The organism is Euzebyales bacterium, assembly GCA_036374135.1.
GTDB lineage: Bacteria > Actinomycetota > Nitriliruptoria > Euzebyales > JAHELV01 > JAHELV01.
The window spans coordinates 218,353-236,038 of sequence record DASUUK010000024.1 but is presented as its reverse complement, the minus strand read 5'-3'; the positions used below and the strand labels follow the sequence as shown (position 1 = coordinate 236,038).

The 17,686-nt window shown below is 71.1% G+C and carries 16 protein-coding genes; 6 read left to right on the top strand and 10 right to left on the bottom strand.

Annotation, left to right across the window (positions count from 1 at the left end; genetic code table 11):
* Nucleotides 1-201: 201 nt before the first annotated feature.
* The 5 genes from VFZ70_03790 to VFZ70_03770 are packed head-to-tail and all read right to left on the bottom strand — an operon-like array spanning nucleotide 202 to nucleotide 4,934.
* On the bottom strand, nucleotides 202-1,218 hold the full coding sequence (locus VFZ70_03790) for a branched-chain amino acid ABC transporter permease (GenBank protein HEX6254914.1): 1,017 nt from the start codon (nucleotides 1,216-1,218) through the stop codon (nucleotides 202-204).
* The gene (locus VFZ70_03785; protein ID HEX6254913.1) at nucleotides 1,218-2,072 is read right to left on the bottom strand and encodes a branched-chain amino acid ABC transporter permease; all 855 of its coding nucleotides are present in this window, start codon (nucleotides 2,070-2,072) and stop codon (nucleotides 1,218-1,220) included. The genes VFZ70_03790 and VFZ70_03785 overlap by 1 nt, the downstream gene beginning before the upstream one ends.
* Nucleotides 2,072-2,770, bottom strand: coding sequence for an ABC transporter ATP-binding protein (locus tag VFZ70_03780; GenBank protein ID HEX6254912.1), 699 nt, complete (start codon nucleotides 2,768-2,770; stop codon nucleotides 2,072-2,074). The genes VFZ70_03785 and VFZ70_03780 overlap by 1 nt, the downstream gene beginning before the upstream one ends.
* Nucleotides 2,757-3,599, bottom strand: coding sequence for an ABC transporter ATP-binding protein (locus tag VFZ70_03775; protein ID HEX6254911.1), 843 nt, complete (start codon nucleotides 3,597-3,599; stop codon nucleotides 2,757-2,759). The genes VFZ70_03780 and VFZ70_03775 overlap by 14 nt, the downstream gene beginning before the upstream one ends.
* Before the next feature lie 12 nt (nucleotides 3,600-3,611).
* Nucleotides 3,612-4,934 (bottom strand): ABC transporter substrate-binding protein, encoded by a 1,323-nt coding sequence (locus tag VFZ70_03770; protein HEX6254910.1) that lies wholly within the window; start codon nucleotides 4,932-4,934, stop codon nucleotides 3,612-3,614.
* A 364-nt stretch (nucleotides 4,935-5,298) separates the two neighbouring features.
* Here VFZ70_03770 and VFZ70_03765 point away from each other — a divergent pair, with 364 nt between their 5' ends.
* Together VFZ70_03765 and VFZ70_03760 are read left to right on the top strand one after the other, a co-directional pair.
* Entirely contained in the window at nucleotides 5,299-6,513 is a 1,215-nt protein-coding gene (locus VFZ70_03765; GenBank protein HEX6254909.1) for an AI-2E family transporter, read from the top strand.
* 93 nt (nucleotides 6,514-6,606) lie between these two features.
* Nucleotides 6,607-8,154, top strand: a complete 1,548-nt coding sequence (locus VFZ70_03760; GenBank protein ID HEX6254908.1) for an asparagine synthase-related protein — start codon at nucleotides 6,607-6,609, stop codon at nucleotides 8,152-8,154.
* Between the two features lie 102 nt (nucleotides 8,155-8,256).
* Here the strand turns inward: VFZ70_03760 and VFZ70_03755 are convergent, their stop codons facing one another.
* Both VFZ70_03755 and VFZ70_03750 read right to left on the bottom strand, forming a co-directional pair.
* Complete coding sequence (locus VFZ70_03755; GenBank protein HEX6254907.1) at nucleotides 8,257-9,216, bottom strand: LLM class flavin-dependent oxidoreductase; 960 nt, start codon at nucleotides 9,214-9,216, stop codon at nucleotides 8,257-8,259.
* Between the two features lie 64 nt (nucleotides 9,217-9,280).
* Nucleotides 9,281-10,894: a long-chain-fatty-acid--CoA ligase gene (locus tag VFZ70_03750; GenBank protein HEX6254906.1), complete on the bottom strand. Its 1,614-nt coding sequence runs from the start codon at nucleotides 10,892-10,894 to the stop codon at nucleotides 9,281-9,283.
* Between the two features lie 319 nt (nucleotides 10,895-11,213).
* On the opposite strand from VFZ70_03750, the gene VFZ70_03745 reads away from it, so the two are divergent.
* Nucleotides 11,214-12,218, top strand: coding sequence for an NADP-dependent oxidoreductase (locus tag VFZ70_03745; protein HEX6254905.1), 1,005 nt, complete (start codon nucleotides 11,214-11,216; stop codon nucleotides 12,216-12,218).
* A gap of 28 nt (nucleotides 12,219-12,246) precedes the next feature.
* Here VFZ70_03745 and VFZ70_03740 read toward each other — a convergent pair whose 3' ends face one another.
* A complete protein-coding gene (locus tag VFZ70_03740; GenBank protein ID HEX6254904.1) occupies nucleotides 12,247-12,513 on the bottom strand; it encodes a hypothetical protein in 267 nt (88 codons plus the stop codon).
* A gap of 235 nt (nucleotides 12,514-12,748) precedes the next feature.
* Between VFZ70_03740 and VFZ70_03735 the strand changes: the two genes are divergently transcribed.
* Nucleotides 12,749-13,249, top strand: a complete 501-nt coding sequence (locus VFZ70_03735) for a hypothetical protein (protein HEX6254903.1) — start codon at nucleotides 12,749-12,751, stop codon at nucleotides 13,247-13,249.
* 174 nt (nucleotides 13,250-13,423) lie between these two features.
* Here the strand turns inward: VFZ70_03735 and VFZ70_03730 are convergent, their stop codons facing one another.
* Nucleotides 13,424-14,050 carry a helix-hairpin-helix domain-containing protein gene (locus VFZ70_03730; GenBank protein ID HEX6254902.1) on the bottom strand — a complete coding sequence of 209 codons (627 nt, stop codon included), beginning with the start codon at nucleotides 14,048-14,050 and terminating at the stop codon, nucleotides 13,424-13,426.
* A 359-nt stretch (nucleotides 14,051-14,409) separates the two neighbouring features.
* Between VFZ70_03730 and VFZ70_03725 the strand changes: the two genes are divergently transcribed.
* Both VFZ70_03725 and VFZ70_03720 read left to right on the top strand, forming a co-directional pair.
* Nucleotides 14,410-14,883, top strand: coding sequence for a DUF1707 domain-containing protein (locus VFZ70_03725; protein HEX6254901.1), 474 nt, complete (start codon nucleotides 14,410-14,412; stop codon nucleotides 14,881-14,883).
* Nucleotides 14,884-14,953: 70 nt separating this feature from the next.
* Nucleotides 14,954-16,240, top strand: a complete 1,287-nt coding sequence (locus tag VFZ70_03720) for a lactate 2-monooxygenase (GenBank protein ID HEX6254900.1) — start codon at nucleotides 14,954-14,956, stop codon at nucleotides 16,238-16,240.
* Between the two features lie 79 nt (nucleotides 16,241-16,319).
* Here the strand turns inward: VFZ70_03720 and VFZ70_03715 are convergent, their stop codons facing one another.
* Nucleotides 16,320-17,504: a Gfo/Idh/MocA family oxidoreductase gene (locus VFZ70_03715; protein HEX6254899.1), complete on the bottom strand. Its 1,185-nt coding sequence runs from the start codon at nucleotides 17,502-17,504 to the stop codon at nucleotides 16,320-16,322.
* Nucleotides 17,505-17,686: the final 182 nt, after the last annotated feature.

Genomic DNA, 17,686 nt, shown 5'->3' with positions numbered 1-17,686 from the left:
GGCCCGAGCGACGCGATTCGGACATCACGGACACCGGCCGCGGTGTTCCCCCGTGTCCGATTCGCGTCGCCGGGATCAAGGGCGTCCCGGCCGCGGTGTCCCCCGTGTCCGATTCGCGTCGCCGGGACCAAAGGCGTCCCGGCCGCGGTGTCTCTTGTGTCCGATTCGCACCGCCGGGCGCGCGCTGTTCGGGGCGCCCCGTCAGCCGCGGCGGCGCAGCCGGCGCACCAGGTCGCCGACCGTGGGGATCAGCCCGCGGCGGAATCCCAGGAACAGCACCAGCAGGATCACGCCGTAGAACGTGATGCGCAGCTGCGAGAATGGTCGCAGCAGCTCGTCGACCACCGTGAACAGCGCCGATCCGACGACCGGTGCGAGCAGCGTGCCGATGCCACCGAACGCCAGCATCACCAGCACCGGGACGTCGATGTTGCCCAGCTGGAACGTCGTGGGGGAGATGAAGCCCTCGTAGTTGGCGTACAGCGACCCCATCAGGCCGACCATCGCCGAGCCGACCATGCCCGCCAGCACCTTGTAGCGGGCGACATCGACGCCCGCCAGCTCAGCGGCGAGCTCGTCGTCACGCAGTGCCCGGAACGCCCATCCGATGTGTGACCGCTGCAACCACCGGTGCACGGTCAGGTAGGCCACCAGCACCGCCAGGAACACGTAGTACGAGGCGGTACCGCGCGCGCCGACGATGCCGGTGTCGTAGAGCACGACGGTGCCGGTCTCACCGCCGGTCACCTCCCGCTGGCCCAGCAGGAGGTTCAGGAACATCAGCGAGAACGTCAGCGTGACGATCCCGACGAAGATCACGTCGAGCTGACGGCGCACGGACACCCAGCTGAACGCGGCGCCCAGCAGGGCGGCGACGAGCACGCTCGCGGGGATCGCGAGGAACATCGACAGCCCGAGCTCGTTGCCGAGGATGGTGGTGCCGTACGCCCCGACCCCCGCGAGCGCGCCCAGGCACAGGAACAGCTGGTTCGTGTTACCGAAGATGATGTTGAACCCGACGCCGTAGCCCGCATACGCCAGTCCGAGCACCGCGATGCCCAGCAGGTAGCGCGACTCGCCGATGACCGGGGGCACGATCGCCAGCACGACGGCCGCGCCGATCACCGGCAGGTACGCGCGCCATGCAGGCACGTGGTGGACGGCGGCCACCTCGGTGCTGGCGTCCGCCGTGCCGACGGGCAGTCTGCTCGACGCCATCACGCACCACGCCCCAGCAGACCGGACGGCCGGATGAGGATGGTCACCATGGCGGCCAGCAGCAGGATGATGAACGTCACGTATGCGCCGATGTAGACCTGACTCAGGGTATAGATGACCCCCAGCAGCAATCCGGCCAGCAACGCGCCAGCCACGCTGCCCAGGCCGCCCACGACGGTCACGATCAACGCCAGGATCGTCAGCTCCGTGCCCTCGGCCGCGCCGACCGATGACGTCATGCCCTCGGCGACCGCTGCCAGGCCGGCGAGCGCACCGCTCAGCCCGAACACCGCCGTGCGGACACGGCCCGGATCGATGCCGCACAGGCGGGCGCCTTCCTCGTCCTCGATGATCGACCGGACCGCCTTGCCCTGGCGCGTGTAGCGCAGGAACACGATCAGCATGACGAGCGCCACCAGCGCCAGTGCCGACGCCGCAAGGCTGGCGCGCCGCATCGGCACCCCCAGCACGTCGATCGCCGGACCTGGCACACGCACGTTGAGCTGAGTGAAGGGGTAGTTGTAGATCAGTAGTCCGTCGATCACGAACGCCAGCCCGATCGTCAGCAGCAGGCTCAGCAGCACGCGGGCCTCGCCGGTCTGGCGGTAGACGGCGCGCATGATCGTGGCGTCGGTCAGCAGGGCGAGCAGCGCCGCGAGCGCTACGCCGCCGACCAGCGCGAGCGGCAGGCCGAGACCCCGATCGAGCAGCACAGCCGCCGAGATCCCGGTGACGACCGCGAACTGCCCGTGCGCCAGGTTGAGCACGCCGCCAAGGCCGTAGATCATCGTCAGCCCGACGGCCAGGAGCGCGAGCTGCAGGCCGTAGGTGATGCCGTCGAGCAGGACAGCCATCAGGCGATCCCCAGGTAGGCGCGACGGACCTCGGCGTTGCCCTGCAACGCGGACGCCGGCCCCTCCAACTGGATGGCTCCGTCCTCGATCACGTAGCCGCGATCGGCAAGATCGAGCGCGAGCGGGACCTGCTGCTCGGCGACCAGGACGGTCAGGCCGCCGCCGCGCAGCACCTTCAGCGACGCATACGCCTCCTCGGCCAGCACCGGAGCGAGCCCGGTCGTCGGTTCGTCGAGGATCAGCAGGCGCGGCCGGGACATCAGTGCACGTCCGACGGCCAGCATCTGCTGCTCGCCGCCGCTCATGGTGCCGGCGTGCTGCGCGATCCGATCCGACAGCCGAGGGAACAGCTCGAACACGAGGTCCAGCCGTTCGGGGTCAGGCCGCCCGGGATATGCGCCGAGCTCCAGGTTCTCGCGCACCGACATCCCACCGAACAGGTGGCGCTCGGCGGGCACATAGGCCACGCCGCGCCTGGCGACGCGGTGTGCGGGCGTGCCCGTCAGCGATTCGCCGTCATAGATCACCCGACCCTCACGCGTCGGCAGCAGCCCGCAAATCGCCCGCAGCAGGGTGGTCTTGCCCGCCCCGTTCGAGCCGATGACCGCGACGGCCTCGCCGTCATCGACGTGGAGGTCCACGTCGGACACCGCGACGCTCTCGCCGTAGCCCGCGGCCAACCTTTCAACGGTGAGCATCGGCCCCGCCCGTGCGGTCGTCAGGTCCCTGCTCGCTGCGCTCGCCCTCGCCCGTCTGGTCCCCGCCCGCCGGCTCGCTGGTCCCGCCATGCTGGGCGGCGACGCCGCGACCCAGGTACGCCTCGATGACCTCGGGGTCCGACAGCACCTCGTCGGCGGTTCCCTGCGCGAGGCGCCGCCCGAAGTTGAGCACGAGCACCCGGTCGGCCAGGGCCGCGATGGCCTTCATCAGGTGCTCGACCCACACGACCGTGACGCCGAGCTCGTCACGAACCCGGCGCACGACCTCGATGTAGATCGCCAGCTCGGTCGGGTTCAGCCCGGCCATCACCTCGTCGAGCAGCAGGATGCGTGGGCGTCCGGCCAGCGCGCGAGCCAGCTCGAGCGTCCGCTTCTCGTGCAGGGTGAGGCTGCTGACCGGCAGGTCGCCCTTGTCCCGCAATGCCAGCGTGTGGAGCACGTCGTCGGCGATCCCGAGCGCCTCGCGTTCGGTACGGCGGCCCCCGGTGCCACCGAACATCGCGCCGAGGGCGGCGTTCTCGCGCGTGGTCATCGTCTCGAACACCCGCGGGGTCTGCAGCACCTTCGCGATGCCCGTGTGCCGGATGCGGTGGGGCTTGCGACCGGTGATGTCGACGCCGTCGAAGACCACGGACCCTGCCGACGGCGCCAGCATGCCGCTGATCATCTTGAGCAGCGTGCTCTTGCCGGCGCCGTTCGGCCCGATCACCGCGAAGACCTCGGTCGGCTCGACATCGATGTCGACGTTGTCGACCGCGGGCAGGCCACCGAAGTGCCTGGTCAGTCCCCGGACCTCGAGGATCGCCATCCAATGGTTGTGTTACTCGGGCTGGTACGGCTCGAGCGGGTCGGCCACCAGCAGCACCTCGGGGTACCAGTTCGCGTCCGGGTTCACGCCCTCGGGCGGCTCCTCCTCGCGGATGACAGACACGACGGGCGTCGAGTTCGCCAGCTCACCCCACTCGGTCCAGCTGAGGGTCGACGGATACCCGGGCAGGTCGAACTCCGCGCCGTGCAGGTACTCGGCGATCGCGGCAGGGTCGTCGCCGACCTCACCGACGGCCTCGGCCAGCATCGTGACGATGCCGTAGGCGGCGACCGCGTCGTCCTCCATGAACGCGTCGAACTGCTCGTTGTAGCGGGCGGCCAGCTCCTGGTACTCGCTGTCGGAGTAGTCGGCGCAGTCGAAGTCGACAAAGCGGTCGAACGCGGCGTCGCCGACGCCCTCCATCACGCTGGACAGCACGGTCCACGGCCCGGTCACCAGCGTGTCGAGGCCCAGCTCGGCGGACTGGCTCGTGATCGCGCCCGAACCCGGCGGATGCCCGGTCGCGACGATCACGTCGGGCTCGAAGCCCTGCAGTGACCGCAGGTAGCTCGTGAAGTCGGTGTCGGTCACCGGCGCGACCTCGACCTGGGTCTCGATGCCCGCCTCGCCCAGCGTCGCGTCGAACGCCGACTCGATCGCGCGACCCCATTCGTAGTCGGCGATGATGGCCCCCGCCCTCGTGAGACCCTCCTGCTCCAGGTAGTCGGCGACCGGACCCATGGTCATCGGCGCCGCCGGCAGGCACGTGCGGAACGTGTAGCGGCTGTCGGACGTCAGGATCGCACCGGAGCCCGCCTTCACGAGGAACAGCGGGACCTCGCTCTGCTCGGCGATGCGCGCGGTCGCGAGGCCGACATCGCTGGAGATCACGCCACCGGCGGCGATCACGCCGTCCTGATCGATCATTCCGCGGAATGCGGTGACACCCTCCTGCGGATCACTCGCCGTGTCACGCTCGACGAGCTCCAACGGTCGTCCGTCCACGCCACCGGCCTCGTTGATCTCCGCGACGGCCATCTGCATGCCGTTGGTGACGTTGACGCCCCAGGGAGCGAACGGTCCACTGAGCGCGGTGAGCGTCCCGATGCGGATCGGCTCGCCGTCGGCGGCGGCGCCGTCGTCGGCCGCTTCGGACGTCTCGCCCGCCGCGGCCTCTGTGTCCTCACCGCCGGCGTCGGCGGCCTCACCGTCGCTCTCGGCCGCACCCCCGCATCCGGCGAGCAGCAGCAGGGTCACGGCGAGCACTGCGAGCCGAGGGACGGCGCCCGCCCGATCGGCCGTGAACGGGTACCAACGTGGTGGACGTGCACGCATACGGGGTCTCCCTCGTCTCAAAGTCCTCGGCCCCGGCCGGCCGTACCGTAGGGCAGACTGACCGGTCGGTCAAGTGCGGTCCGTGCATGCGCCGGGTGCGGACGATGTCGCGGAGCCCACGGGTGGCCGATCGCCGCGCACGCCGCGCAGCGCCGGAAAACCACATCTGTAGTAGACATGCCGGCGCCGTCGTCGTCCAGCGCCGCTCCTCGGAGTCCCACGATCCGTTCCCGGTCGGCGGACGGTCGTACAGGTGGCGGGCATGGTCGGCGTCGGGGAAGGGAATGGTCGCGCCAGCTACCACCAGTCCCGGACCCGGCCGGTGGTCGGGCGACCCGCTGCACCGGACGGGACGTGGGCACGAATGACTGACCAGCTGGCCGACACCCCATCGGACGATCGCGACGCGCAGCAGCGCGAAGAGGAACTGCTGCGCGAGCACGGGATCGATCCCGAGGACCCGCGCCTGGACCACGAGATCCGCAGGCTTCGCGCCGGCGCGACCAAGTCCCAGCCCTACGGGGCCCCCGGCGACCCGATCCTCAAGCAGTCGGCGTTCCACACCGCGGTGCAGGCGGCACTCGGCGTCCTGATCGTGGGCGCGCTGGGCTGGACGGTGTTCCTGGTCCGCGATGTCGTGCTCATCCTCGTCGTGGCGCTCTTTCTCGCCATCGGGCTGTCGCCCGCGGTCGAGTACCTGCGTCATCACGGCTTCGGCCCGGTGCTCGCACCTGCGACGGTGATCATCGGCGTGCTGCTGCTCATCGCCACCACACTCATCGCGGGGCTCCCGCCGCTGGTGAACCAGGGCACCGCGCTGCGCGAACAGGTGCCGCAGTACCTGCGCGAAGGCGTCGAACGCAACGCCGTGCTCCGCGACATCGACGCGCGGGTCGGGTTGCTGGAGCGCGTCGAGGATGTCACGGACGAGACCAGCGGTGCCGCGGTGCTCGAGGAGCAGCCACCGGCGCGGGTCCTCGGGCTGGCGATGGGCGTCGCGAAGGCCGTCTTCGGCGTGGTCACGGCGCTGGTGCTGACCTTGTACTTCCTGGCCGCCTACCGGGGCATCAAGTCGGCTGCGTACCGCCTGGTGCCCAACTCGCGCCGGGCGCGGGTCACGCTGTTGACCGACGAGATCCTCGACCGCATCGGTCGATACGTCCTCGGCAACCTCGCGACGTCGGCGGTGGCGGGCGTCGCCGCGACCGTCGTGCTGTGGTGGCTGGATGTGCCCTACCCGATCGCGCTGGGACTGTTCGTCGCGCTCATGGACGTCGTGCCACTGGTCGGCGCGACCATCGGCGCCGTCGTGTCGTCGGCGATGGCCTTCACAGTGTCAGCCGGCGCGGGCGTCGCCGCGATCGCCTTCTTCATCATCTACCAGCAGTTCGAGAACTTCGTGCTGGTGCCCAAGGTCATGCGGCACGCCATCGACGTGTCGCCCGCCGCGACGATCGTGGCCATCCTGATCGGTGGAGCTCTGCTCGGCGTCGTCGGCGCGCTACTGGCCGTGCCCACGGCGGCGGCCATCCAGTTGGTGTTCACCGAAGTCGTCCTGCCACGGCAGCAGGCCGCCTGAGCGGCGGCGGTCGCTGCCGATCGGTCGGCGTGCTGGTAGGACTCGTGACGTCGACCATCCTCACCGGACGGAGCGGTTGTGTGTGGGATCGTGGTGACCCATGACGTGTCGGACCAGCAGGTGGAGGGCGCGCCGCCTTCCGCACACGCTGCCGAACCGGGTGGCGTCGGAGGCGGCGACGACGGCGAGGCGACGCGGATGCTCGAGCGCATCAGCCATCGCGGGCCGGACGGCAGCGGCAGCCGTCGCGTCGGACCCACGTGGCTGGGCCACCGGCGGCTCGCGATCATCGATGTCGAGGGCGGCACCCAGCCGCTGATCGACGAACGCGGCAACGTGCTGGTCGGCAACGGCGAGATCTACAACCACGCCGCGCTCCGGGCCGAGCTCGGTCCCGACCGGTTCGCCACGTCGTCGGACAACGAGACCGCGCTGCGGGCCGTCGTGGCGTGGGGTCCCCAGGCCATCGACCGCCTCCGCGGGATGTTCGCGTTCGCGGTTGCCGCCGAGGACGGCACCCTGCTGGCGGCGCGCGACCCGTTGGGCATCAAGCCGCTGTACTGGGCGCGCGAGGAGGGGCGCACGATCTTCGCATCGGAGCTGCGGGCCTTCCCCGAGGAGGTCCGGCCGCTGATCGAGGCGTTCCCGCCGGGGCACTGGTGGACGCGCAGCGACGGCCTGCACCCGTTCGCCGACCTGTCGGCGAGAGGGCGCCCGTTCGAGACGCGTGACGAGGCCCGCGACGCGATCCGCGATGTCGTCATCCGGGCGGTCGAGGACCGGATGATGGCCGACGTCGAGGTGGGCGTGCTGCTGTCGGGTGGCCTGGACTCATCGATCGTGGCGGCGGTCGCGGCGCGCGACGCCGCCCGGCGGGGCATGCGCCTCCAGTCGTTCGCCGTCGGCGTCGAGGGCAGCCCCGACCTTGAGGCCGCCCGCGTCGTGGCCGAGGCGCTCGATCTCGACCACCACGAGCGCATCTACACGGCCGAGGAGGCATACAACGTGCTCGACGACGCGGTCCGGGTCATCGAGCACTTCGACCCCGCCCTGGTGCGCAGCGCGGTACCCAACCACCTCGTGGCCGAGCTCGCCGCCCGGCACGTCAAGGTGGTGCTCACGGGGGAGGGCGCCGACGAGCTGTTCGCCGGCTACGACTACCTTCGGGACGTGCAGCCGGAGGACCTCGAAGCAGAACTGCTCCGCAGCGTCCGCGGTCTGCACAACCTCAACCTGCAGCGTGCCGACCGGACGTCGATGGCCCACGGGCTGGAGGCGCGCGTGCCGTTCCTGGATCTCGACGTGATCGCAGTCGCGGCCCGCGTCCCGGTCACCTGGAAGCTGCCCGGTGAACACGGTCAGGAGAAGCGCCTGCTCCGCGAGGCCTTCGCGGAGTGGTTGCCCGATGACATCCTCTGGCGCCGCAAGGCCCAGTTCGGCGATGGCAGCGGCGCCGCCGACGCGCTCGGCGCCGCCATCTCGGCACGCCTCGACGACGCCGACGCGGACGAGCAGGCGGCCCGACACGAGGGCCTGCCGACGCCGCGGTCAGCGGAGGAGGCCGTCTACCAGCGCATGTTCGCCCGCCACCTCGGTGGGATCCGCGCCGACAAGGTGCTCGGCATGTCACCCCACACCTGAGCCAGCGATCCGAATCGGACACAGGGGACACCGCCAGCGGTGTCCCCTGTGTCCGTTGCACGTCGCTCGGGGCGGTGCCCGCCCGCGGCCAGAACCAGCGCCCTACAGGCGGGGCGCGACCTGCGTCATGACCTCGTCGAGCATGTCGAGGTCATCGGGTGTCTGGTGCTGCAGCAGCACGCCCGTCACGCCGGCCGCCGCGAGCCGTCCGAGGTGGTCCGCGGCCTGCTCGGGCCCGCCGAGGATCCATGTCCCACGCAGCTCGTCGAGCCAGCTGTCGAGATCGCCCGAGCCGACGACGGCGTGCACACGGTCGGCGCGGGCGCGGAACGCATCGTGGTCGGCGCCCACGACACAGCCCGTCATCAACGTCAGGGGCAGCGTGTCCGGGTCGCGACCCTCGCGTTCGCAGGCCTCGTCCATCGCGACCCGCATCCCGCGGCAGTCGTCCGGGGACTGGTAGACGGTGTTGAGCTCGTCGGCGTAGCGTGCGGCGAGCGTGGGCGTCTTGCGTCGCCCGGTGCCGCCGACGATCACGCGGGGCCGCGGCTCGGGGACCGCGTGGAACCGTGCGCCGTCGATCGTGACGAACTCACCGTTGAAGCTGAACGGTTCGCGCGCGGGATCCCACAGGCCGCGCAGCACCTGCATGTGCTCGTCGAGCCGGCGGAACCGCGTGGCGATGTCCTCGAACGGGAAGCCGTGCTGGTGGTGTTCGGGTTCGTGCCAGCCGGTCCCCATGCCCACGTGGACGCGGGGCGCCCCGTCGAGCGTGCCGGCCATCTCAGCGACGGTGGCGACGACCTTCGCCAGGTTGCCGACCGGGCGGAACGTCGCCGGTGTGACCATCGTGCCGAGTGTGATCCGGGAGGTCTCGCGTGCCAGACCGGCCAGCGTCGCCCAGGCATCGGTCGTGGATGCGTCGGCCGGGGCACCGATCGGCGTGTAGTGGTCGCTGCGATACATGCCGGCCATCCCGACAGCGTCGGCGCGCTGTGCGACCGCCAGGATCTGGGCATAGGTCATGCCCTGCTGGGGCTCGATCATGACGGACAGGCGCATCGCTGTGCTCCTCGGGTGCCGATGGCGGGGCGGGTGGCGGGTGCCTCGTGTGGCGGATCGCGCGTCAGCCCTGGATGCGGGTGTCGCGCCCCTCCCATTCGCGCTCGCGCAGCTCGAACTTCTGCACCTTGCCGGTCGACGTGCGCGGGAGCTCGTCCACGAACGCGACCGCGTCCGGCGCCTTGTACCGCGCGATGCGCTGCCTGACGTGCTCGATCAGCTGCGCCTCGTCGACGTCTGCGCCGTCTGCCAGCACCACGAACGCCTTCGGGCGCTCCCCCCACTGGTCGTCGGGCACGCCGATCACGGCGACGTCGGCCACCGCGTCGTGGCTCTCCAGCGCCTGCTCCACCTCCACCGTCGAGATGTTCTCGCCTCCGGACACGACCACGTCCTTGGCCCGATCCTTCAGCTCGACATAGCCGTCGGAGTGCATGACCCCCAGGTCGCCCGAGTGGAACCACCCACCCCGGAACGCCTCGTCGGTGGCCTCCTCGTCGTCGAAGTAACCGGCCATGACGTTGTTGCCGGTCATCACGATCTCGCCCATGGTCTGACCGTCAGCCGGGGCGTCCTCCATGTCGTCGTTGACGACGCGCATCCGCTCGGCGGTGACCATGCCGACGCCCTGGCGTGCCAGCAACGTCGCGCGCTCGTCGACGTCGAGGTCGCCCCAGTCCGGCTGGTACTCACACACCGAGTAGGGGCCGTAGGTCTCGGTCAGGCCGTACACGTGGATGATCCGTGCGTTGATCTCCTCGAGCTTGGCGATGACGGTGGGACTCGGTGGGGCACCCGCGGTCGTCACGATCAGCTGCCGGTCCAGCGGGTGCGCCTGCTCCGTGTTGGCGATGGTGTTCAGCACGGTCGGCGCGCCGTTGAGGTGGGTGACGCCCTCGGCCTCCAGCAGGTCCCAGATCCGGTCGCCCCGGACAGCGCGCAGGCACACGTGCCGCCCGCCGATCGCTGTGACGCCCCACGTCGTGCACCACCCGTTGCAGTGGAACATCGGCAGCGTCCACAGGTAGACCGAGTCGGGCGAGTGCTCGGAGTGCAGCACCTCACCGAGCGCGTTGAGGTAGGCGCCACGATGGGTGTACATCACACCCTTGGGTCGGCCGGTGGTGCCGGAGGTGTAGTTGATGGAGATGGTCGCCAGCTCGTCGTCGACCGTCCACGGCAGCGGATCGTCGGCGCCCCGGTCCCGCAGCACGTCGTACGTCGGTCCGGCGACCTCGTCGGAGGGCACCGCGTCAGACTCCGGGTCGATGACCGTGACGATCTCGTCGACCGTCGCCAGATCGTCCGCGATCGGCGTGACGGCGTCGTGCAGTTCGGCGTCGACGACGAGAAGCTTCGCCCCCGAGTGGTCGCAGATGTAGCGGACCTCGTCGGCCGACAGACGCGTGTTGATCGCCACGAGCACGGCGCCGGCCAGCGGCACCGCGAAGTGGGCGATCAGCATCTCCGGTGTGTTCAGGCAGAGGTACGCGACCCGATCGCCGGGTGCGATGCCCGAGGCGCGCAGCGCATGTGCGACGCGCGTCGCCTCGTCCGCGAACGCCCCGTAGGTCGTGCGGCGGTCGCCATGGACGATGGCGACCTTGTCGCCGTGGACCTCCGCGGCGCGTTCGAGGAACCGCAGCGGGGTCAGCGGGGACGGTGCGACACGGGTCATGGCTCCTCCTGACGGGCCGCGCGGGTGCCCTCGACCTGCGGTGGCGGCCGCCCACGGCGATCCTCGCCAGTGACGGAGCGGCTGGCAAGGCGTGGTCGCCCGTCGACCATGGGCCCGGCCACGGTCGACGTCGAGGCCGTCCGTACCGGCCGCCGGCTCGCGGTCAGCGGGCCCGACCCGATGATCGGCAGCACCGATACGCGTCCTCAGCGGTGGTGGTCCGAGCCGAACGTCGATGGTTCGAGCCGGGCAGCCATGGTAGGAACGACCTCGCAGCGGCGGGTGTTCCCATGGCACGCCGCAGACGACCGGAGCACACATGGAGGTCCCGACCCGCAACCGCCAATGGCGCCTCGCGCACCGGCCCGACGGTCGCTTCGCCGACGACGACGTCGAGCTGTCCGACGGTGACGTGCCGAGCCCGGCCGAGGGCGAGGCGCTCGTGCGGGTGGACTACCTCTCGATGGATCCGACGATCCGCGGCTGGATGTCCCACGACACGTACCTGCCGAAGATCCCGGTGGGTGGGGTCGTGCGCGGACTCGGCGTCGGTACGGTCGTCGCGTCCCGTAGTGAGCGCTATCCCGAGGGCGCGATGGTCACCGGCATGACGGGCTGGCAGGAGCTCGCCATCGCCGACGGTGGACGCCGCAGCATGCAGGTGCTGCCCGACGGCACGGATCCGCTGGACGCCGTCGGGTTGTTCGGGCCGACCGGCCTGGCCGCCTACTTCGGACTGCTCGACGTCGGCCGCCCACAGCCGGGTGACACCGTGTTGGTCAGTGGCGCGGCCGGCGCCACCGGGTCCGTCGCCGGCCAGATCGCCAAGGTGCACGGCTGCCGGGTCGTCGGCACCGCGGGTGGGCCGGACAAGTGCCGGACCGTGGTGGACGACTACGGGTTCGACGCGTGCATCGACTATCGGGGTGACTCGCTGGGCGACCGCGTAGCCGAGGAGTGCCCCGACGGCATCGACGTGTTCTTCGACAACGTCGGCGGCGATGTACTCGAGGCGGCACTGCGCAACCTGGCGATCGGGGCGCGCATCGTCGTGTGCGGGGCGATCTCGCGGTACGACGGGGCACCGCCACGTGGTCCGCGCAACTACACGCAGCTGATCATGCGTAGGGCCCGCATGGAGGGCTTCCTCGTGTTCGATCACGCCGAGCGCTACCCCGAGGCGATGGCCGACCTCGGTCGCTGGGCCGCCGAGGGCGCGATCACCCACCACGTCGACGTCGTCGACGGCTTCGAGAACGTCCCGACAGCCTTCGCGCGTCTGTTCACGGGTGACAAGATCGGCAAGAACGCCGTGCGCCTGTAGATCCGTTGCCGATGTGGCGGTCGGGTCGTCAGCGCCCGAGCCGCGGGGTCAGCTTGGGGTCCGGCGGCTCGTCGTCACCGGGCTGATCGGCGCCGATCTTCGACCGCTCCTCGACGACGTGCTCGATCTGCGGCTCGAAGATCGCCTGCACGTGCTGCAGGGCGTTGGCCGCCGTACTGCGCTTCGGCTTGACGCGGCGCCAGTAGATCCAGCCGCGCGCCTCGGCGGCGAGCGCGACACGGTCGAGGACGACGGCGGCCGCGACCACGGCGATCGCCGTCAGCACCCACGTCATCGTGCCTCCCATCGCCGCAGCAGCGTGACCGCGGCGGCACGGCCATCGTGGCACGTCGTCGGCCGGCACGTCCACCCGGTCGCCGAAGACGGTCCGAACCTTCGATTCTCAGCTGGTTCACAGCTGGAACTCAGCGCCGTGCCATCCGCGACGCCGACAGTGGCCTCAACGTCGCCGACGACCGGTGGCGCGCCACTGCGGCACCGTGCCCGGTGGCTCGACGAAAGGATCTGCCATGGACACCCTCCGACGTTCGCGAGGCTGGCTGCTGATGCTCGGCGCTGTGGCGCTGGTGGCGGCCGTGCTGGCCGTGCCGGCACTCGCACAGGACGACGGGTCCCCCTCGTCGTCCGAGACCGCGACGGAAGCCGAGGACCCGATGGACTCCGAGCGCTTCGAGGCGCGGACCGTCTTCGCCGAGGCGCTGGCCGCCGAGCTCGACCTACCGGTCGACGACGTGTCCGCGGCGCTCGACGCGGCCCGCGAGCAGATGGCGCAGCAGCATGAGGAGCGCCACAGCGCGGCCCTGCAGGAGCGGTTGGACGATGCCGTGGCGGCGGGTGAGCTCACGCAGGACCAGGCGGATGCCATCGCGGACGCCGCGGAGGCGGGCGTGCTGCGCCGCGGTGGTCACGGACCGCGAGCGTTCGGGCACGGCCGGCCGGGCTGGTTCGGTGGCGACCGCACCCCGTCCGGTGACGGTGTGACCGACGACGCCACAGGGGCGCAGACCTAGGCACGGATGACGTCGGCCCGGCGTCCCATGGCAGGACCGCGGTATGTCGGCAGGGCACCACCGTGCCAGCCTGTCGGCAGTGCCGCGCGAGCAGTCGTGACGGCACAGGCACTGCCGATGATGTCGTCGACGACGGCCAGGATCGCTGACGCCGGAGGCTCCGGCGACCGGTGGTCAGACCTGCTGATCGTCCTCGAGCCGGCCGGTCAGCGCCGCGAACTCCGCCCACGCGCCACGGTCGAGCAACTGCGCCTGCTCGGGCCACCCGGCGGGATCGTGCATCCGGTAGCGCGGACCCGCCGCGTCGAGGATCTCCCGCAGTCTGTCGACGTCGGCCGCCGCGAGGTCGCCCCACGTCACGATCCCGCCCTCGTTGAGGACCTGTTCGATCTTGGGGCCGATGCCCTCGATGATCTTCAGGTCGTCCTCGGCGAGGGGCTCACCGACGATGGTCGACCCGTCGGCGAGTGCCGGGGGATCGGTCGCTGCAACGTCCTCGGAGGGGCGGTCGATGGTCGACGGCGTCTGCGTCGGCGGTGGCGTCGACGATGCGGCGGGCGGCTCCCATGGCACCGGGTGGTCGCCCCGCCGCGTCGAGCGGTACACGAGCCACCCCACCGCTGCGCCACCGAGGAGGACGAGCAGAGGCCACACGCGCCGCGACTCATCGTGCTGCTCGGCGTCCTCGAGCAGCGAGGCCCACATGGCGGTCAACCTGCGCCGCACGACCGCCCCCACCACGACGAACAGCACGCGGCGGACGGGACGTGATCGCAGCGCCCGCGACACCCAGGTCCACATCGAGGTCCCCCGATCGAGTCGGCGACGATGGCGATCCGGCGATCACCGTTCGCCGCACCATAGCCGATGCACGGGAGTGCGAATGCCGCCGCAGACGGTCGATCGTCCCGGTGCCACCATCGACGAGCTCGGCCCGCGTTCCGGCGGGTCGCGCTCGATCAGGCCACCTCCGGGGGTGTGACCCACGGGCCGACCGGTCGACGGCGATGTCCACCGAACGGTGGACGACACGCACGCGGCCAGCAGGGAACACTCGACCCACCACCGGAACGACTTGACCGCTGCCCGCGCTCGGCGTGTCGCCGTCCGGCCGGGGTGGTATGTTTACAGTGACAAGATTGGTGGAGACAGGAGACCCGATGGCTGCCGCGGACGGACACGTGCGCGCCTCGGATGCCGAGCGCGACCGGGTCATCGAGGTGCTGCACCGGCACGCGGCCGACGGCCGCCTGACGATGACCGAGTTCGAGGAACGGGTCGGCGAGGCGTACGCCGCCGTCACGCGTGCGGACCTCGAGCCGGTGCTGCGGGATCTACCGGCGCTGCCGACCCTTGCCAGCCCGCCGAGCGGTCCGCGCCGTCCCCGGCGACGCCTGTCGGACGCGGTCGATGGCCGGATGATCGGCGTCGCCGTCGTCATGGCGACGCTGGTCGTCCTGGCGGTCACGGACGCGTGGTGGATGTGGTGGATCGTCTTCCCGCTGATGGGGATCTTCGGCAAGCACCGCTCCGGCGGCGGCTGGTGCTCGGGCGGCCGACACACGCGCGACGACGCCGGACGGGCGCACGGGCGCACGGGCCACGACGCGGACCGCGAGACCATCACGGTCTGACCGTGACCGTGCCGACGGGTGGCGGTCGGTGCGTTGACGGCATGACCACGGTCGTGCCACGCTCGCCGGCATGACCGACGAACCACGGGGCGCACGCGCCCGGCAGCAGCAGATCTTCCTCGACGGTGTCCGCGGCACGCCGCCGGCCGTTCCGGTGTCGCCGGACCGTCTGGCCGCGGCCGCCCGGCGGACGATGTCCGACCGGGCGTGGGCGTACGTGTCCGGCGGCGCGGGGCTCGAGTCGACCATGGCGGCCAACCGTGCCGCATTCGATCGCTGGCGCATCGTGCCGCGGGTGCTCGTCGATACGACCGATCGGGATCTCGGGGTCACGTTGTTCGGCCGCCGGCTGCCGTCGCCGCTGCTCCTGTCGCCGATCGGCGTGCTCGAGATGGCCCATGCCGAGGCCGACGTCGCGGTCGCCCGGGCCGCGTCGACCACCGGCGTGCCGATGATCTTCTCGAGCCAGGCGTCCCGGTCGATGGAGGAGTGCGCCGCCGTGATGGGTCACGCGCCGCGTTGGTTCCAGCTGTACTGGAGTCAGTCGACCGAGCTCGCCCTGTCGTTCGTCCGACGCGCCGAGGCGATCGGTTGCGACGCGCTGGTCCTGACGCTCGACACGACGTCACTGGGCTGGCGCCCGCGCGATCTGGACCTGGGTTACCTGCCGTTCCTGCGCGGCAAGGGGCTGGCGCAGTACACCAGCGACCCGGTGTTCACGCGGCAGGTCGCCGACGACGTCGACACGTTCGAGCGCGACAGCGGCAGCGTGACGCCCGCGGCGATCGCCACCCTGGTCCAGATGGCGCGTGCTCACCCGGGACGCCTGCGCGACAACCTCACATCCAACGCCCCGGTGGCGGCGGTACGACGGTTCATCCGCACCTTCTCCAAGGCGTCGCTGAACTGGGACGACGTGGCGTTCCTGCGCGAGCACACCGATCTCCCGCTGCTGCTCAAGGGCATCGAGCATCCCGACGACGCGCGCCGCGCGCGCGACGCCGGCGCCGACGGGGTCGTCGTGTCCAACCACGGGGGGCGCCAGGTCGACGGCGCGGTCGGCGCCCTGGACGCGCTGCCCGGCGTCGCGGATGCGGTCGGCAACGACCTCACGATCCTGTTCGACAGCGGGATCCGCGGCGGCGCGGACGTGTTCAAGGCGCTCGCACTCGGTGCCGACGCGGTGTGCCTTGGTCGTCCCTACGTGTACGGGCTGGCCGTCGCCGGTGCCCGCGGCGTGGCGGAGGTCATCGCGAACGTCCTGTCCGACCTCGAGCTCACGATGTCACTGTCGGGCTGCGCGAGCGTCGACGACCTCACCGCCGACCGCCTCGTCGAGGCGCCGCGGATCGGCTGACGTCCGGACGTCGCCTCCGCGATGTCAGCGACGCTCCCGGCGCCCTGACGACATGGAGTGACGGGCCAGCACGCCCCGCTCAGCCGATGTGTGCGGGCACGTCGACCCACGCGCCGTCGATGCGGTGCGAGCGGACGACCGCGTCCACGAACTGGACGCCCCGGGCACCGTCGTCGACCGTCGGCAGGTCCGGCGCCGCGGCGCGGGGGTCCGATCCCGCACGACGGGCTGTGATGGCCGACCACGCGTCGTCGTAGACCGTGCCGAACGCCGCCGCGAACCCCTCGGGATGGCCCGCCCACATCCGCGACGCCCGTGCCGCGGAGGGCAGCATCTCGGGTGATCCGCGGGCAATCGTGCGGTGGGGACCTTCGAGCGGCCGTACGGTCAGCTCGTTCGGCCACTCCTGCGACCACTCCAGCCCTCCTCGCTCCGCGAAGACCCGCAGGCGCAGCCCGTGCAACTGTCCGGCGGCGGCCATGGTCACCCACAACAGCCCGGGGACCTCGCCGGGGAAGCGCAGCATGACGTGCGCGTTGTCGTCGGCCGTACGTCCCGGCACCAGTGTCGAGAGGTCCGCGGCGACGCGCTGCACACGCAGGCCTGTCACGAACTCGGCGAGGTGCTGCGCGTGCGTGCCGAGGTCGGCAACGACGCTGGACGCTCCGGCGCTGGCGGGATCGGTCCGCCACGACGCCTGCCGGTGGCCCTCGGCCTCCAGCAGGGTCGCGGCCCAGCCCGATGCGAACTCCACCTGCACCAGCCGCACCGCGCCGAGTTCTCCACTGGCCAGCAGGTCCCGGGCGTGGCGGACCATGACATAGCCCGTGTAGTTGTAGGTCACCGCGAACACCAGCCCGGTGTCGCGCTGCCGACGCACCAGGTCGAGTGCGTCATCCACCGACGTCGTCAACGGCTTATCGCAGAGGACGTCGATGCCCTGATCGAGGAACGCGGAGGCGACCGCGTGGTGGCTGTCGTTGGGCGTGCAGATCGTGACGGCCTCGATGCCGTCCTCGCGTTCCGCCTCGCGTTCGGCCATTTCCTCCCACGTCCCGTACTGGCGTTCTCTGGCGATGCCCAGTCCCGCCGCGAAGTCGCGGCTGCGACCCGGATCGGTCGCGAACACGCCAGCCACGAGGTCGAACCGGCCGTCGTACCTGCCCGCCCGGCGGTGTGAGTCGCCGATCGTCGATCCCTTGCCGCCGCCGACCATGCCCCAGCGCAGCCGGCGCGCGGACCGCTCGACCTCTTCCTCCGTCATGCGACCTCCTCGGCGTCCCTGCACGCGGCCGTCGGGGTCGACGCCCGAGGTGAAGAATGCCCGCGGGCGCTCGAGCGACACCCTGGGGCCACCAGATGGGCGCGGGCGCGAACTCCACGCACTCGTATCCTCACGCGGCCACCTTGTCGAGGAGCCGGTGTCGTGATGCTGCGTGGCGTGCC

Excerpts from the sequence above, each read along its gene's own strand:
- VFZ70_03725 (HEX6254901.1), top strand. The coding sequence starts at position 14,410 with ATGGCTGCCGCGGACGGACACGTGCGCGCCTCGGATGCCGAGCGCGAC.
- VFZ70_03770 (HEX6254910.1), bottom strand. The coding sequence starts at position 4,934 with ATGCGTGCACGTCCACCACGTTGGTACCCGTTCACGGCCGATCGGGCG.
- VFZ70_03720 (HEX6254900.1), top strand. The coding sequence starts at position 14,954 with ATGACCGACGAACCACGGGGCGCACGCGCCCGGCAGCAGCAGATCTTC.
- VFZ70_03775 (HEX6254911.1), bottom strand. The coding sequence starts at position 3,599 with ATGGCGATCCTCGAGGTCCGGGGACTGACCAGGCACTTCGGTGGCCTG.
- VFZ70_03790 (HEX6254914.1), bottom strand. The coding sequence starts at position 1,218 with ATGGCGTCGAGCAGACTGCCCGTCGGCACGGCGGACGCCAGCACCGAG.
- VFZ70_03750 (HEX6254906.1), bottom strand. The coding sequence starts at position 10,894 with ATGACCCGTGTCGCACCGTCCCCGCTGACCCCGCTGCGGTTCCTCGAA.
- VFZ70_03715 (HEX6254899.1), bottom strand. The coding sequence starts at position 17,504 with ATGACGGAGGAAGAGGTCGAGCGGTCCGCGCGCCGGCTGCGCTGGGGC.
- VFZ70_03785 (HEX6254913.1), bottom strand. The coding sequence starts at position 2,072 with ATGGCTGTCCTGCTCGACGGCATCACCTACGGCCTGCAGCTCGCGCTC.
- VFZ70_03780 (HEX6254912.1), bottom strand. The coding sequence starts at position 2,770 with ATGCTCACCGTTGAAAGGTTGGCCGCGGGCTACGGCGAGAGCGTCGCG.
- VFZ70_03745 (HEX6254905.1), top strand. The coding sequence starts at position 11,214 with ATGGAGGTCCCGACCCGCAACCGCCAATGGCGCCTCGCGCACCGGCCC.
- VFZ70_03735 (HEX6254903.1), top strand. The coding sequence starts at position 12,749 with ATGGACACCCTCCGACGTTCGCGAGGCTGGCTGCTGATGCTCGGCGCT.
- VFZ70_03765 (HEX6254909.1), top strand. The coding sequence starts at position 5,299 with ATGACTGACCAGCTGGCCGACACCCCATCGGACGATCGCGACGCGCAG.
- VFZ70_03755 (HEX6254907.1), bottom strand. The coding sequence starts at position 9,216 with ATGCGCCTGTCCGTCATGATCGAGCCCCAGCAGGGCATGACCTATGCC.
- VFZ70_03740 (HEX6254904.1), bottom strand. The coding sequence starts at position 12,513 with ATGACGTGGGTGCTGACGGCGATCGCCGTGGTCGCGGCCGCCGTCGTC.
- VFZ70_03730 (HEX6254902.1), bottom strand. The coding sequence starts at position 14,050 with ATGTGGACCTGGGTGTCGCGGGCGCTGCGATCACGTCCCGTCCGCCGC.